General features: G+C 50.8%; 9 protein-coding genes, 2 rRNA genes and 3 pseudogenes. 8 read left to right on the top strand and 6 right to left on the bottom strand.

Going from position 1 to position 15,400, the window contains the following annotated elements; all coding sequences use genetic code 11:
* The first annotated feature begins 328 nt into the window (after positions 1-328).
* The 3 genes from pyk to ACMYUL_RS05030 all read left to right on the top strand — a co-directional run bounded on the left by pyk (position 329) and on the right by ACMYUL_RS05030 (position 4,324).
* A complete protein-coding gene (gene pyk, locus ACMYUL_RS05020; RefSeq protein ID WP_415772390.1) occupies positions 329-1,801 on the top strand; it encodes a pyruvate kinase in 1,473 nt (490 codons plus the stop codon).
* Positions 1,802-2,160: 359 nt separating this feature from the next.
* Positions 2,161-2,538 (top strand): hypothetical protein, encoded by a 378-nt coding sequence (locus tag ACMYUL_RS05025; protein WP_415772392.1) that lies wholly within the window; start codon positions 2,161-2,163, stop codon positions 2,536-2,538.
* Between the two features lie 373 nt (positions 2,539-2,911).
* Positions 2,912-4,324 carry an OmpP1/FadL family transporter gene (locus ACMYUL_RS05030; RefSeq protein WP_415772394.1) on the top strand — a complete coding sequence of 471 codons (1,413 nt, stop codon included), beginning with the start codon at positions 2,912-2,914 and terminating at the stop codon, positions 4,322-4,324.
* Positions 4,325-4,494: 170 nt separating this feature from the next.
* Here the strand turns inward: ACMYUL_RS05030 and ACMYUL_RS05035 are convergent.
* Positions 4,495-4,625: pseudogene (locus ACMYUL_RS05035) on the bottom strand (IS5/IS1182 family transposase); the annotation flags it as partial.
* A 234-nt stretch (positions 4,626-4,859) separates the two neighbouring features.
* On the opposite strand from ACMYUL_RS05035, the gene ACMYUL_RS05040 reads away from it, so the two are divergent.
* The 4 genes from ACMYUL_RS05040 to efeB all read left to right on the top strand — a co-directional run bounded on the left by ACMYUL_RS05040 (position 4,860) and on the right by efeB (position 9,132).
* Positions 4,860-5,309: a hypothetical protein gene (locus tag ACMYUL_RS05040; protein ID WP_415772396.1), complete on the top strand. Its 450-nt coding sequence runs from the start codon at positions 4,860-4,862 to the stop codon at positions 5,307-5,309.
* A gap of 14 nt (positions 5,310-5,323) precedes the next feature.
* Entirely contained in the window at positions 5,324-6,160 is an 837-nt protein-coding gene (efeU, locus tag ACMYUL_RS05045) for an iron uptake transporter permease EfeU (protein WP_003743200.1), read from the top strand.
* 54 nt (positions 6,161-6,214) lie between these two features.
* Entirely contained in the window at positions 6,215-7,387 is a 1,173-nt protein-coding gene (efeO, locus tag ACMYUL_RS05050) for an iron uptake system protein EfeO (protein ID WP_070512624.1), read from the top strand.
* A 473-nt stretch (positions 7,388-7,860) separates the two neighbouring features.
* Complete coding sequence (gene efeB / locus ACMYUL_RS05055; RefSeq protein WP_415772398.1) at positions 7,861-9,132, top strand: iron uptake transporter deferrochelatase/peroxidase subunit; 1,272 nt, start codon at positions 7,861-7,863, stop codon at positions 9,130-9,132.
* A 344-nt stretch (positions 9,133-9,476) separates the two neighbouring features.
* Here efeB and ACMYUL_RS05060 read toward each other — a convergent pair.
* A pseudogene (locus ACMYUL_RS05060) lies at positions 9,477-9,881 on the bottom strand (transposase); the annotation flags it as partial.
* A gap of 143 nt (positions 9,882-10,024) precedes the next feature.
* Here ACMYUL_RS05060 and ACMYUL_RS05065 point away from each other — a divergent pair.
* A pseudogene (locus ACMYUL_RS05065) lies at positions 10,025-10,132 on the top strand (IS481 family transposase); the annotation flags it as partial.
* Between the two features lie 122 nt (positions 10,133-10,254).
* Here ACMYUL_RS05065 and ACMYUL_RS05070 read toward each other — a convergent pair.
* The 4 genes from ACMYUL_RS05070 to ACMYUL_RS05085 all read right to left on the bottom strand — a co-directional run bounded on the left by ACMYUL_RS05070 (position 10,255) and on the right by ACMYUL_RS05085 (position 15,055).
* Positions 10,255-11,102, bottom strand: a protein-coding gene (locus tag ACMYUL_RS05070; protein WP_415772089.1) for an IS630 family transposase whose coding sequence is annotated in 2 segments (ribosomal slippage) — positions 10,255-10,787 and positions 10,787-11,102 — 849 coding nt in all. Because the reading frame shifts where the segments join, the coding sequence is not laid out codon by codon here.
* 156 nt (positions 11,103-11,258) lie between these two features.
* On the bottom strand, positions 11,259-11,558 hold the full coding sequence (locus ACMYUL_RS05075) for a ComEA family DNA-binding protein (protein WP_415772400.1): 300 nt from the start codon (positions 11,556-11,558) through the stop codon (positions 11,259-11,261).
* A 398-nt stretch (positions 11,559-11,956) separates the two neighbouring features.
* Positions 11,957-12,070 (bottom strand): 5S ribosomal RNA (rrf, locus tag ACMYUL_RS05080).
* A 93-nt stretch (positions 12,071-12,163) separates the two neighbouring features.
* Positions 12,164-15,055: ribosomal RNA gene (locus ACMYUL_RS05085) — 23S ribosomal RNA — on the bottom strand.
* Positions 15,056-15,400: the final 345 nt, after the last annotated feature.

A 15,400-nucleotide genomic window follows, 5' to 3' on the forward strand; every position in this document is an offset into this window, starting at 1 on the left:
CCGTTTCAGACGACGTATTCGCACTATATCTATATATGTCTATTTATGAGGTCGTCTGAAAAGTTGCAGACGGTATTGTAGCGGATTGCCGGCTCTAACGTATGTAAAATTAAATTTAGCCTAAGTCATAAAATCCTGTAATTTTCCACCAATCATTTAACTTTGGGAGTAAAATTCCAAAATATTAATTTGCTTCATGATTTACGGCTTGGATATCTCAGTGTAAGTTTTAGATTTACAGTTTCAGACGACGTTGGGACGCTATTTTGTAATTTTCCAACAAAGCCGTATGCCATTTATCAACGGATTGACCGAAAGGACGCTTCACATGAGTAATGCAAAACGCGATGTAACCCGCATCAGCCACAACACCAAAATCGTCGCTACGTTGGGGCCGGGCAGCAACAATGTTCAGTTGTTGGAAGACATGATCCGTGTAGGCGGTCTGAATGTCGTCCGTTTCAATTTCAGCCACGGCACACCTGAATTCCATCAGGAAAACGCCCGCATCGTGCGTGAAGCGGCAAAACGTGCCGGACAGGAAATCGCCATCCTTGCCGACTTGCAAGGTCCGAAAATCCGTGTCGGCAAAATCGCCGGCGGTAGCATCGAATTGAACAAAGGCGAAACGCTGGTACTCGATGCCGCACTCGAAGGCGAAGGCACGCGCGACGCGGTCGGTTTGGACTACCGCGACCTGCCTGATGATGTCGTCGCAGGCGATGTTTTGTGGTTGGACGACGGTCTGCTGACTTTGACCGTGGAATCCGTTGAAGGCAGTAAGATTGTTACTAAAGTTGAAAACAGCCATGTGTTGAAAAGCAACAAAGGCATCAATAAACGCGGCGGCGGTTTGTCCGCAGGTGCGTTGACCGAGAAAGACTTCCGCGACCTGAAAACCGCGATTGCCATCGGTTGCGACTACCTCGCCATCAGCTTTGTGAAATCCGCCGAAGATTTACACATCGCCCGCGCCAAAGTAGAAGAAGAAATGAAAGGCAGCACTGCCGTTCGCCCCGGTTTGGTGTCTAAAATCGAACGCGTGGAAGCGATTGAAAACTTAGACGAAATCATCCTCGCCAGCGACGGCATCATGGTGGCACGCGGCGACTTGGCGGTCGAAGTTGGACACGCAGCCGTCCCCGCCCTGCAAAAACGCATGATCCGCCGCGCACGCGAGTTGCGCCGCTTCAGCATTACGGCAACCCAAATGATGGAATCCATGATCACCAACCCCGTACCGACCCGCGCGGAAGTCAGCGACGTGGCAAACGCGGTATTGGACGGCACCGATGCGGTGATGTGTTCCGCCGAAACCGCCGTCGGCGCGTATCCTTTTGAAACTGTCAGCCAAATGGCGATTATTTGTGCGGCAGCCGAAAAAGAGCAGGACTCGCTCAACGGCGTTGCCGAACAGGTCGAGTATCCCGAAGCCGTCAGCACCAACTTGGCGATTGCCGGCGGCGCGGTCGGCGTGGCGCGTGCGGTTCACGCCAAAGCGATTGTCGCCCTGACCGAAAGCGGCTCAACCGCCTTCGAAATCAGCCGCCACAACATCACTTTGCCGATTTTCGCACTGACCCCGAGCATTTCCGCCCAACGCCGTATGGCGATGTACCGCGGCGTGCGCCCGATGATTCTGGCGACCAGCACCGACCACGATACCGCGCTGAACGAAGTGGAAGCCATGTTGGTCGAACATAAAATCTTAAGCTCCGGCGACCAATACATCATCACCAGCGGTTCGCAAATGCGCGAATCCGGTTCGACCAATACGCTGGAAGTGTTGCGCGTTAAATAATCGATACACAAACGGCAGATAAACAAGAGGTCGTCTGAAAACTTGGAAACGGGTTTTCAGACGACCTTTTCGTTTTCTTTTGAAGTAAGATTTTTGAACACTGAAACAGTAGGAGTCTATAATTTTTTATAGTGGATTAACTTTAAACCAGTACGGCGTTGCCTCGCCTTGCCGTACTATCTGTACTGTCTGCGGCTTCGTCGCCTTGTCCTGATTTAAATTTAATCCACTATAATAGCCTCAAGTCTAGACGCAAAGACAGAAAAGTGTGCTGCTTTGAAAGCTGGAGAATATCTAACAGGCTTGAGGGCTAATGTAAGAGCTTCAACCAATCAACTTTCAATAAGAAAGAAATAAATATGCCCAAAGATCAAATGAAAGATAATTTTTTTGACCTTATAGAAGAATTTCTAAATTTATTTAATCAGAGAGATTTTAAACAACTCGAAATCAAATTTCAGATTAACAAAGGTGTGTATGAGGAAATTTTGGAAGAACTGGATGATGAAAATCTTTTAGATAAAAAATTATCATTACCTCCCAAAGCAATAGCATTGACCGCACGAAATGATAATAGGGCAATATTTGAAACATATGAAATGAATGGCACGGAAGAAGTTATAGGAATCGAATGCTGTTTATATGCAGATAACAGGGAAACTGACCTAACCCTAGAAGGTCGTTTTCATAAAAAAGATGGGAAATTTATTTTTGTTTATCATGGTCTTCGTGCTTAAGATTTAACAGCGGAACCAGACTAGCACAAAATCCCTCACTGACATCTTTACCACAGTCCCGCCCTCTCCTATCTGCGCAACACGCAAGTTTTTCTGAAAGAAGCCAAAAATATTAGGCAAAAGCGATAACGTGGTATAGAATCGAGCACCTACACTAATCAAACGGAATGACCGCTAGGAAACAACTGTACTTTGATTGAAAAACCGTTGCCCTTCAGCCCAAAATTCATGTCAGCCAGTCATTTGCTGCATTTTTTGCCTTGAAGGCCATCGTTTCTATTCAAAATACCGATTCCAAACCGTCAGCCCGCTCCCGATACGGAGGCGTTTGTTTCAGACGACCTCTTTATTATTTGTCCGCAGGTATAAGAAAATGACACACTCACCCATCAAACAAACCGTAATCTTACTCAGCGCAGTCTTCTTTTCCGGCGCAGTCCACGCTTCGGGCTACCACTTCGGTACGCAGTCGGTCAACGCGCAAGGCACCGCCAACTCTTCCGGCGCAGAAGCAGCCGACGCATCGACCATCTTCTACAACCCTGCAGGTCTGTCCAAACTCGACAGCAGCCAAGTTTCCGTCAACGCCAACATCGTCATGCCCAGCATCCGCCACGAGGCCGATTCCGCCCAATATTATCAAGGCGGCGATGTTTCCGGCTCGAAAAGCGGCAAAATCACCAAAACCACCGTCGCTCCGCACCTCTACGGCGCATACAAAGTCAATGACGATGTAACTTTGGGCTTGGGCGTTTACGTCCCCTTCGGCTCTGCCACCGAATACGAAAAAGATTCCGTGCTGCGCCACAACATCAACAAACTCAGCCTCACCAGCATCGACATCGAGCCGGTTGTCGCTTGGAAAGCCAATGAAAACCATGCTTTCGGTGCAGGTTTGATTGCCCAATATTCCAAAGCCGAATTGCGCAAATATTCCGACTGGGATGCCTCCGGCGCCATCAGCCAACTCGCCAGCGGCCTTGCCTCACGCGCAGCCGGCCGTCCTGTTTCCGTCAGCGCGCAAGGCAAATCTGATGGGCACGCCGAAGTGAAAGGCCACGACTGGGGCTTCGGCTATCAACTCGCTTGGATGTGGGACATCAACGACCGCGCACGGGTTGGCGTGAACTACCGCTCCAAAGTAACCCACACCCTAAAAGGCTCGGCAGAATGGGAAGCCGACGGCGCATACGCCCGCCGCGCTTGGGATTTGGGCGCACTTGCCGCCCGCGGTTACGTTCCGCATGAAAAAGCAAGTGTCAAAATCGTAACCCCCGAATCCTTGTCCGTTCACGGCATGTACAAAGCCACCGACAAATTCAACCTGTTCAGCGATGTAACTTGGACGCGCCACAGCCGCTTCAACAAAGCGGAACTGGTTTTTGAAAACACCAAAAACATCGTCAACGGCAAATCCGACCGCACCGTCATCACGCCCAACTGGCGCAACACTTACAAAGTCGCGCTCGGCGGTTCTTACCAAGTGACCGACCCGCTGCAACTGCGCGCAGGTATCGCCTTTGACCGCTCGCCCGTCAAAAACGCCGGCTACCGCATGAACAGCCTGCCCGACGGCAACCGCATCTGGTTCTCGCTCGGCGCGAAATACCATATCGGCAAAAACCACGTCCTCGATGCCGCTTACAGCCACATCCACATCAACGACACCCGCTACCACACCGCCCGAGCCACCGGCAACGATGTGGACAGCAAAGGCGCATCCAGCGCGCGCTTTAAAAACCACGCCAACATCGTTGGATTGCAATACACTTACAAATTCAAGTAAACCGTTTGGCGACGACATCAAAAGGTCGTCTGAAAACCTGAAACGAGGGTTTTCAGACGACCTTTTTGTTTGACTTGTTGGTGTGCTTATATTTCTATGCGGATGAACAGCGTCTCTAGGAAATCGCTATAACGTTGATTTGCTTTACTTTACGGTAAATTTTGCCGTTATAGTGGATTAAATTTAAACCAGTACGGCGTTGCCTCGCCTTGCCGTACTATTTGTACTGTCTGCGGCTTCGTTGCCTTGTCCTGATTTAAATTTAATCCACTATACTTTTTGGCTTGCTTAAATAACGGCTTACTGATTAAATAATAAAAATTATTTGCATTTGTATGATTCAATTTATAAACTCTTGCTTTTCAAGGCAGACAGATGGCGGTACTTTGTCAGACTTGGGATAAAGAGACGGAGGAATCAAATATCCAATAGATATTTTTGGCGTATCAGACAGTATTTCAAACCCGATATTTTCAAACAAAATTTCTACTGCCCTGTCTAACCGGGGTCGTCTGAATTTTTAGAGAGGTTTGTCATGTCCGTCATGCTGATACCGATAACCCTTTTCTTCTCTTTCTTCTTTTTTGCCTTATACCGCTCTATCGCGCCCGCGCCCGATAGGGTGTTGAACGGTGACACACTTATTTGTTTTAGCCGTAACAAGTTCTTCAGCCGTGAGCTTTTGTATTGCGGAACGCAGGGTGTGTTTGTTTATCGCGGACGGACTTTGATAGCGCATTACCGATTTGAAGAGGTCGTCAGACTGGCGAAGACCAGTTGGCATATCAACAAAGTCAGCGTTTGGGAAATCGAATGCGTATCGGGCGGTAAACATGCGCGGCATACATTTTGCCCGAGGGGAAGCCTGTGGTTCGGTCATGAAGGTTTCGACAGGCTTCATGAACATATGCTGCGTGTGAATCCGAATGCGGTGAAGACCAAATGGACTGGTTTTCCTCCTCATATTGATATTATTAAGTTTTAAGGTTTGTTTTATATATGTTGATTGCTTTTTTGATTATGTTGCGCGAGGGTATCGAGGCGGCTTTGATCGTCGGTATCGTCGCGGGTTTTTTGAAACAGTCGGGACATTCGCGGCTGATGCCTAAGGTGTGGCTGGGTGTGGCTTTGGCTGCGCTGATGTGTTTGGGCATCGGATACGGTATCCATTCGGCAACGGGCGAGATTCCGCAGAAGGAGCAGGAATTTGTGGTCGGCGTTATCGGTTTGGTGGCGGTGGCGATGCTGACTTATATGATTTTATGGATGAAAAAAGCCGCCCGTTCGATGAAGCAGCAGCTTCAGGATTCGGTTCAGACCGCCTTAAACCGCGGCAACGGCCAAGGCTGGGCTTTGGTCGGCATGGCTTTTCTGGCTGTGGCGCGCGAGGGGCTGGAGAGTGTGTTTTTTCTCTTGGCGGTGTTTCAGCAGAGTCCGACTTGGTCTATGCCCGTCGGCGCGGTATTGGGGCTGCTGACCGCAGTGGTCATCGGCGCGCTGATTTATCAGGGCGGTATGCGTCTGAATCTGGCGAAGTTTTTCCGTTGGACGGGCGCGTTTTTGATTGTGGTGGCCGCCGGTTTGGTGGCCGGTTCGCTGCGCGCACTGCATGAGGCGGGCGTGTGGAACCACCTGCAAGAGGTGGTGTTTGATTCTTCCAAATACCTGCATGAAGACAGCCCGCTGGGTGTGCTGCTCGGCGGCTTCTTCGGCTATACCGACCACCCGACGCAAGGCGAGGTGCTGGCGTGGCTGCTGTATTTGGTTCCCGTCATGATTTGGTTTCTGCACGGCAGCAGGCCCGCCGCAGTGCAGAGGTCGTCTGAAAGCCACTAGTGGCGCTTAAAAATTCCGTATCTCATTCTTATCAACATGCCAAAGAGGTTTGAAATGAAAAAACTCAATATAACTGCTTTATCCGTGATGCTGGCTTTGGGTCTGACCGCGTGTCAGCCGCCTGAAGCGGAAAAATCTGCGCCTGCCGCGTCAGGTGCTTCGGGTGCATCCGGCGCGAATACCGGCGGCGCCGTCAACGTCGGCGTGAACGACACTGCCTGCGAACCGATGGAACTGACCGTGCCGAGCGGACAAGTCGTGTTCAACATCAAAAACAACAGCGGCCGCAAGCTGGAATGGGAAATCCTCAAAGGCGTGATGGTGGTTGACGAACGCGAAAACATCGCCCCCGGACTTTCCGACAAAATGACCGTCACCCTGCTGCCGGGCGAATACGAAATGACCTGCGGCCTTTTGACCAACCCGCGAGGCAAGTTGGTAGTAACCGACAGCGGCTTTAAAGACACCGGCAACGAAGCCGATTTGGAAAAACTCGCCAAACCGCTTGCCGACTATAAAGTTTACGTCCAAGGCGAAGCCAAAGAGCTGGTTGCCAAAACCAAAGCCTTCACCGACGCTGTCAAAGCGGGCGACATCGAAAAAGCCAAATCCCAGTTTGCCTCCGCCCGCACCCACTACGAACGCATCGAGCCGATTGCCGAACTCTTCAACGAACTCGACCCCGCCATCGACGCGCGTGAAGACGACTTCAAAGACAAAACCGAAGACGCGGCCTTCACCGGCTTCCACCGTATCGAACACGCCCTGTGGGTCAAAAAAGACGTATCCGGCGTGAAAGACATTGCCGACAAACTCATGAAAGACGTTGAAGCCCTGCAAAAAGAAATCGACGCCCTCTCCTTCCCGCCAAACAAAGTCGTCGGCGGCGCGGCAGTGTTGATTGAAGAAGTTGCCGGCAGCAAAATCAGCGGCGAAGAAGACCGTTACAGCCACACCGACTTGAGCGACTTCCAAGCCAACATCGAAGGCGCGCAAAAAATCGTCGAACTCTTCCGTCCGATGATTGCCGAGAAAAACAAAGCCCTGCTCGAGAAAGTCGATGCCAACTTCAAACAAGTAACCGACATCCTCGCCAAATACAAAACCAAAGACGGCTTTGAAACCTACGACAAACTCAGCGACGCAGACCGCAAAACCCTTCAGGCACCGATTAACGCCCTTGCCGAAGACCTGAGCCAACTGCGCGGGACACTGGGTCTCAAATAAACTTGACCCGCCCGTTTCAGACGACCCCTTACCACTTAAGAGGTCGTCTGAAAACTTATCGCTGACAGCAGTCATGCCCGCGCGGCAATCGCAGACGTAGCGTGGGCTTTGCCCGCGAAAAAACCAAAGCCGTGTAGGTCGGACACTTGTATCCGACAAAGCAATCGTAGGTTGGGTCGAGACCCAACAAAACCTCTTCATTCCAACGTTTTGTCAGGTTTACCAACCCAACCTAACTCTGCCGTCAGCCCGTAACGTAGGCTTTGCCCACAAAAAAACTAAAACCGCGGCACACCTTGCCGCCATACCAAAATACATTCAGGAATCGTACATTACTTACCGTGTATCGGATTGACCGACAATTCAAAGTTTTCAGACGACCTTAAACGTCGTCTGAACATTCGACATAGCAAACTGTAAACGCAACACCCGCGTACCTACCGCAGCCCGAATCCCCCGCAAAGGACTCCGCCATGAGCCAAGACAACAACCCACAACCCACCCAACCGACCAAACGCACCCTGTTCAAAACCGTCCTCGCCGCAGGCGCAGCCGGCGCGGCAGGCTGGTTCGCCGGCAAACAACAAGGCGAAACCGCCGCCGAGACCCGCCTCAACGAACACTCCCCGCAAGCCTACCCCTGCTACGGCACCCACCAAGCCGGCATCACCACCCCGCACCAGCTCTTCGGCATCATGTGCGCCTTCGACGTAACCGCCAAAGACCCCAAACAACTCGAAAACCTCTTCCGCACCCTCACCGCCCGCATCGAATTTCTCACCCAAGGCGGTGAATACCAAGACGGCGACGAAAAACTCCCCCCCGCAGGCAGCGGCCTGCTCGGTAAAACCTTCCGCCCCGACGGCCTCACCATCACCGTCGGCGTCGGCAGCAGCCTCTTTGACGACCGTTTCGGACTCAAAGACAAAAAACCCCGCCACCTCCAAGAAATGCGCGACTTCCCCAACGACCGCCTCCAAAAATCATGGTGCGACGGCGACCTCAGCCTCCAAATCTGCGCCTTCACCCCCGAAACCTGCCAAGCCGCCCTGCGCGACATCATCAAAAACACCGCCCAAACCGCCGTCATCCGCTGGAGCATAGACGGCTGGCTGCCCAAAGCCGAACCCGGCGCCATCGCCGCCCGCAACCTCTTAGGCTTCCGCGACGGCTCCGGCAACCCCGACGTATCCGATCCCAAAATTGCCGACCAAGTCCTCTGGACAGGCATCGCCGCCAACAGCCAAGAAGAACCCGCCTGGACGAAAAACGGCAGCTACCAAGCCGTCCGCCTCATCCGCCACTTCGTCGAATTCTGGGACAGAACCCCCTTGCAGGAACAAACCGAAATCTTCGGCCGACGCAAATACAGCGGTGCCCCCATGGACGGCAAAAAAGAGAGCGACACCGCCGACTTCGCCAAAGACCCCGACGGCAAAACCACCCCCAAAGACAGCCACATGAGGCTCGCCAACCCGCGCGACCCCAAGTTCATGAAAAAACACCTGCTCTACCGCCGCGCCTTCAACTACTCCCGCGGCCTTGCCGCCAACGGCCAGCTCGACGTCGGCTTGGTGTTCATCTGCTACCAAGCCAACCTCTCCGACGGCTTCATCTTCGTCCAAAACCTGCTCAACGGCGAACCGCTGGAAGAATACATCAGCCCCTTCGGCGGCGGCTATTTCTTCATCCTGCCCGGCGTCGAAAAAGGCGGCTTCCTCGCCCAAAGCCTGCTCAGCGCGTGAACACAGATTTAGGATAAACCAATCCGTAGTGTGGGCTTTGCCCACGACCTTCCACCGAACATCCGAATCAAATTATCCCTGTTCATTCTGACAACGCAGAGGTCTTATCCATAAAACTCTTCCTGCAAAAAGGTCGTCTGAAAACTAAGTATTCCGGTTTTCAGACGACCTTTCCGTCAAATGGGCACAGACTTGGGGCAAACCGAACCCGTAGCGTGGGCTTCGCCCACGATCTTCCACTCAAACATCCGAATCCAATCATATCCGTTTATTCGTGGATAGAATCCACGCTACGGGCGGCTTGGTTTTTAATCAGCATTATGAACCACCATTCCCGCGCAGGCGGGTTTGCTGCATATTCTGAGGTGTTGCCACAAAGTGCCGCCGTTGCTTTTGTCTTGGCGGAGGTAGCGGTAAACGGTGCTGTGATGGAGCGTGATCCCGTGGTGTTTGCGCAGGTAGGCGCATACTTGTTCGGGACTGAGTTTGCGGCGGATAAGGGTGTCGATGTGTTGAATCAGCTGCGAATCGAGCTTATAGGGCTTTCGCTTACGCTGTTTGATAGTCCGGCTTTGCCGCTGGGCTTTTTCGGCGCTGTATTGCTGCCCTTGGGTGCGGTGCCGTCTGATTTCGCGGCTGATGGTGCTTTTGTGGCGGTTGAGCTGTTTGGCGATTTCAGTGACGGTGCAGTGGCGGGACAGGTATTGGATATGGTATCGTTTGTCTTGGGTCAGTTGTGTGTAGCTCATGGCAATCTTTCTTGCAGGAAAGGCCGTATGCTACCGCATACTGGCCCTTTTCTGTTATGGAAAGTTGCACTTCAAATGCGAATTCGCCGAATACTGAAACATGAACGCACAAAGACACCCGCCTCACTCTATACCACCAAGACATTTAGCAGGCCTACACACAAGGGAAGGAAAGCGTTACCTCCCCGGTACGCCGCTACCAAGTCAGCCGTATCACCATCTACAGCGCACTTAAGGCCGAAAGGGGTAAGTAACAATATTGTAGGAATCGCCGAAACGTTACATTGTCTTTCCCTGCCCTTTGCCACGGTAACAAGATCGGTTCAACAAACAAAAACGCCCACTCCCTTCCGGGATTGGACGTTTTTTATAGTCAATTAAAATCAAAATAGGACAGTAACGCATCGTCAAATCGGGCGTAATCAGACAATACGGTTCGCAGATACCGCTTAATATTCGCCCACACCTTCTCAATCGGGTTGAGCTCAGGTGAATAAGGTGCAAGAGGCAATACCTTATGTCCCCATTTTTCCGCCATTTCCCGTAAGACACCCATACGGTGAAATCGCGCATTATCTAAAATAATCACCGATTTTTGAGTCAATGCGGGCAGTAGGCATTGCTGAAACCACGCTTCAAAAAAGACTCCGGTCATCGTATTTTGATAAACCATCGGAGCAATCAGCCGGTTGCCGACTTGTGCGGACACCAGAGATAAGCGTCGGTATCTTTTCCCACTTATCTGCGCTTTCACTATTTGCCCTTTCAGGCTGCGGGCATAGGGGCGGAACAGGTAGCGGTCAAATCCTGTTTCATCCAAATAAACACGTTGGTAGTCGGAAAATTCGGCCGGCTGTGTCAAATAATGCGTTACTTTGGCCGGGTCTTGTTCTTTGTAAGTGGTGGTCTTTTTTTGCGCGTCATCCCCATCTGTTTGAGTGCATAGCAAACGGCGGCTGGCGTACAATCAAAATGTTTGGCGATTTCATGCAGATAGGCATCCGGGTGTTGCCCAACATATTGAGCCAGTTTTTGCCTATCCAATTTGACGGCATTTAGACCGGTAACTTGATGTTTTAGGCTGCCTGTTTGTTTTTTAAGGCGAATCCACAGGTAAAGCGTGTTTCTTGACAAGTTAAACGTCGCTGCGGTTTGGCTGATGTTTTTGCATTGTTCGTAATAGTTTAAAGCTTTGTTTCTTAAGTCCGCAGAGTATGCCATGGTTAGACCTTAAAAGTTGAGTATTGTACTATTTTGTTTTTAATTAACTATATCTGTACTGTCTGCGGCTTCGTTGCCTTGTCCTGATTTAAATTTAATCCACTATAGTTTGGCCATCGTATTCACACCTTCAATTCCATGAATACGCAAATAAGGCTATTTTTTAGGTGATGGGACGGCGTTTTTAGCTTTTGGGTTGACAGGTGCCGGGGCGACGGTTGCCTCCGCCTTCAGTTTGGAGAAGATGCCCTCACCGATACCTTTGACGTTTTTCAACTCCTCCACCGATTTGAAGGCACCATGTTGCTGACGGTAGTCCACAATGGCTTTGGCTTTGGCAGGGCCGATACCGGGCAGGGCTTCCAACTCGGACGGGGAAGCGGTATTGATGTTGACGGCGGCCAGAGACAGCGAAGCGGTCAGCAGGGAGAGGGCGGCAAAGAGGAATTTTTTCATAAGAAGGTACTCCATAGTTTGTGAATGCGGATGATGCCTGTGTGTGCGGCACCGTAAAATAGTTGGCTATCATATCCGTCTTACCGTTTCCGTTCAAACGATACCTGAAGATTTCTTAGTTTACTATCTCTTTATGTATTGATTCTGCAACATCCCTATTCTACCCGCACCCTCCCAATCCGTCACATTTACCCGCTGCGCCATCGTCGCACCCGCCTATCTCCACTCGTGAGCAAGTAAGCCATAGCAAGAAGGCAAGAAGGCAAGAAGGCAAGAAGGCAAGAAGGCAAGAAGGCAAGAAGGCAAGAAACAGCAATGACGAGTTTCAAGTAAAGGTATGAATAAAATATGAGATAAAAGTAAAAGCCCCCGACATCTGTCGGGGGCTTAGAATAGGTGTTTGGCAGTGACCTACTTTCGCATGGAAGAACCACACTATCATCGGCGCTGAGTCGTTTCACGGTCCTGTTCGGGATGGGAAGGCGTGGGACCAACTCGCTATGGCCGCCAAACTTAAACTGTACAAATCGGTAAAGCCTTAATCAATATATTCGGTGATGACTGAATCAGTCAGTAAGCTTTTTATTTGAAGTTCTTCAAATGATAGAGTCAAGCCTCACGAGCAATTAGTATGGGTTAGCTTCACGCGTTACCGCGCTTCCACACCCCACCTATCAACGTCCTGGTCTCGAACGACTCTTTAGTGCGGTTAAACCGCAAGGGAAGTCTCATCTTCAGGCGAGTTTCGCGCTTAGATGCTTTCAGCGCTTATCTCTTCCGAACTTAGCTACCCGGCTATGCAACTGGCGTTACAACCGGTACACCAGAGGTTCGTCCACTCCGGTCCTCTCGTACTAGGAGCAGCCCCCGTCAAACTTCCAACGCCCACTGCAGATAGGGACCAAACTGTCTCACGACGTTTTAAACCCAGCTCACGTACCACTTTAAATGGCGAACAGCCATACCCTTGGGACCGACTACAGCCCCAGGATGTGATGAGCCGACATCGAGGTGCCAAACTCCGCCGTCGATATGAACTCTTGGGCGGAATCAGCCTGTTATCCCCGGAGTACCTTTTATCCGTTGAGCGATGGCCCTTCCATACAGAACCACCGGATCACTATGTCCTGCTTTCGCACCTGCTCGACTTGTCGGTCTCGCAGTTAAGCTACCTTTTGCCATTGCACTATCAGTCCGATTTCCGACCGGACCTAGGTAACCTTCGAACTCCTCCGTTACTCTTTGGGAGGAGACCGCCCCAGTCAAACTGCCTACCATGCACGGTCCCCGACCCGGATTACGGGTCTGGGTTAGAACCTCAAAGACACCAGGGTGGTATTTCAAGGACGGCTCCACAGAGACTGGCGTCTCTGCTTCAAAGCCTCCCACCTATCCTACACAAGTGACTTCAAAGTCCAATGCAAAGCTACAGTAAAGGTTCACGGGGTCTTTCCGTCTAGCAGCGGGTAGATTGCATCTTCACAACCACTTCAACTTCGCTGAGTCTCGGGAGGAGACAGTGTGGCCATCGTTACGCCATTCGTGCGGGTCGGAACTTACCCGACAAGGAATTTCGCTACCTTAGGACCGTTATAGTTACGGCCGCCGTTTACTGGGGCTTCGATCCGATGCTCTCACATCTTCAATTAACCTTCCAGCACCGGGCAGGCGTCACACCCTATACGTCCACTTTCGTGTTAGCAGAGTGCTGTGTTTTTAATAAACAGTCGCAGCCACCTATTCTCTGCGACCCTCCGAGGCTTACGGAGCAAGTCCTTAACCTTAGAGGGCATACCTTCTCCCGAAGTTACGGTATCAATTTGCCGAGTTCCTTCTCCCGAGTTCTCTCAAGCGCCTTAGAATTCTCATCCTGCCCACCTGTGTCGGTTTGCGGTACGGTTCGATTCAAACTGAAGCTTAGTGGCTTTTCCTGGAAGCGTGGTATCGGTTACTTCATGTCCGTAGACACTCGTCGTCACTTCTCGGTGTTAAGAAGACCCGGATTTGCCTAAGTCTTCCACCTACCGGCTTAAACAAGCTATTCCAACAGCTTGCTAACCTAACCTTCTCCGTCCCCACATCGCATTTGAATCAAGTACAGGAATATTAACCTGTTTCCCATCGACTACGCATTTCTGCCTCGCCTTAGGGGCCGACTCACCCTACGCCGATGAACGTTGCGTAGGAAACCTTGGGCTTTCGGCGAGCGGGCTTTTCACCCGCTTTATCGCTACTCATGTCAACATTCGCACTTCTGATACCTCCAGCACACTTTACAATGCACCTTCATCGGCCTACAGAACGCTCCCCTACCATACCAGTAAACTGGCATCCGCAGCTTCGGTTATAGATTTGAGCCCCGTTACATCTTCCGCGCAGGACGACTCGACCAGTGAGCTATTACGCTTTCTTTAAATGATGGCTGCTTCTAAGCCAACATCCTGGCTGTCTGGGCCTTCCCACTTCGTTTACCACTTAATCTATCATTGGGGACCTTAGCTGGCGGTCTGGGTTGTTTCCCTCTTGACAACGGACGTTAGCACCCGCTGTCTGTCTCCCGAGGAACCACTTGATGGTATTCTTAGTTTGCCATGGGTTGGTAAGTTGCAATAACCCCCTAGCCATAACAGTGCTTTACCCCCATCAGTGTCTTGCTCGAGGCACTACCTAAATAGTTTTCGGGGAGAACCAGCTATCTCCGAGTTTGTTTAGCCTTTCACCCCTATCCACAGCTCATCCCCGCATTTTGCAACATGCGTGGGTTCGGTCCTCCAGTACCTGTTACGGCACCTTCAACCTGGCCATGGATAGATCACTCGGTTTCGGGTCTACACCCAGCAACTGTTCGCCCTATTAAGACTCGGTTTCCCTACGCCTCCCCTATTCGGTTAAGCTCGCTACTGAATGTAAGTCGTTGACCCATTATACAAAAGGTACGCAGTCACACCACAAGGGTGCTCCCACTGTTTGTATGCATCAGGTTTCAGGTTCTATTTCACTCCCCTCCCGGGGTTCTTTTCGCCTTTCCCTCACGGTACTGGTTCACTATCGGTCGATGATGAGTATTTAGCCTTGGAGGATGGTCCCCCCATATTCAGACAGGATTTCACGTGTCCCGCCCTACTTTTCGTACGCTTAGTACCACCATTGAGATTTCGAATACGGGACTATCACCCACTATGGTCAAGCTTCCCAGCTTGTTCTTCTATCTCGACAGTTATTACGTACAGGCTCCTCCGCGTTCGCTCGCCACTACTTGCGGAATCTCGGTTGATTTCTTTTCCTCCGGGTACTTAGATGGTTCAGTTCTCCGGGTTCGCTTCTCTAAGTCTATGTATTCAACTTAGGATACTGCACAGAATGCAGTGGGTTTCCCCATTCGGACATCGCGGGATCATAGCTTTATTGCCAGCTCCCCCACGCTTTTCGCAGGCTTACACGTCCTTCGTCGCCTATCATCGCCAAGGCATCCACCTGATGCACTTATTCACTTGACTCTATCATTTCAAGAACTTCTCTGACTTTGCCTGACATTCCGTTGACGAGAACATCAAACTTGAATTTCCTACTCTGATAAAGCTTACTGCTTGTTGTGTCTTAATCCCGCCTTTTGTCTTTCGGGATTAAGTCGATACAATCATCACCCAAATACTGTACCTGTTTTTCTTTTCCTATCCAGGAGACAACTGACCGTTTGCAATCGGTCAATCATCAAAAACAGATACATTGTCTTTGTTTGTTGATTTCGGCTTTCCAATTTGTTAAAGATCGATGCGTTCAATATTGCTATTTACTTCGCAAATCAAAATGAGCTGATTATTATAGCAGCCTTTCTTTTTCCG

It is taken from the genome of Neisseria sp. CP9, from assembly GCF_047758525.1.
Classification (GTDB): Bacteria; Pseudomonadota; Gammaproteobacteria; order Burkholderiales; family Neisseriaceae; genus Neisseria.

Excerpts from the sequence above, each read along its gene's own strand:
- pyk (WP_415772390.1), top strand. The coding sequence starts at position 329 with ATGAGTAATGCAAAACGCGATGTAACCCGCATCAGCCACAACACCAAA.
- ACMYUL_RS05025 (WP_415772392.1), top strand. The coding sequence starts at position 2,161 with ATGCCCAAAGATCAAATGAAAGATAATTTTTTTGACCTTATAGAAGAA.
- ACMYUL_RS05030 (WP_415772394.1), top strand. The coding sequence starts at position 2,912 with ATGACACACTCACCCATCAAACAAACCGTAATCTTACTCAGCGCAGTC.
- ACMYUL_RS05040 (WP_415772396.1), top strand. The coding sequence starts at position 4,860 with ATGTCCGTCATGCTGATACCGATAACCCTTTTCTTCTCTTTCTTCTTT.
- efeU (WP_003743200.1), top strand. The coding sequence starts at position 5,324 with ATGTTGATTGCTTTTTTGATTATGTTGCGCGAGGGTATCGAGGCGGCT.
- efeO (WP_070512624.1), top strand. The coding sequence starts at position 6,215 with ATGAAAAAACTCAATATAACTGCTTTATCCGTGATGCTGGCTTTGGGT.
- efeB (WP_415772398.1), top strand. The coding sequence starts at position 7,861 with ATGAGCCAAGACAACAACCCACAACCCACCCAACCGACCAAACGCACC.
- ACMYUL_RS05075 (WP_415772400.1), bottom strand. The coding sequence starts at position 11,558 with ATGAAAAAATTCCTCTTTGCCGCCCTCTCCCTGCTGACCGCTTCGCTG.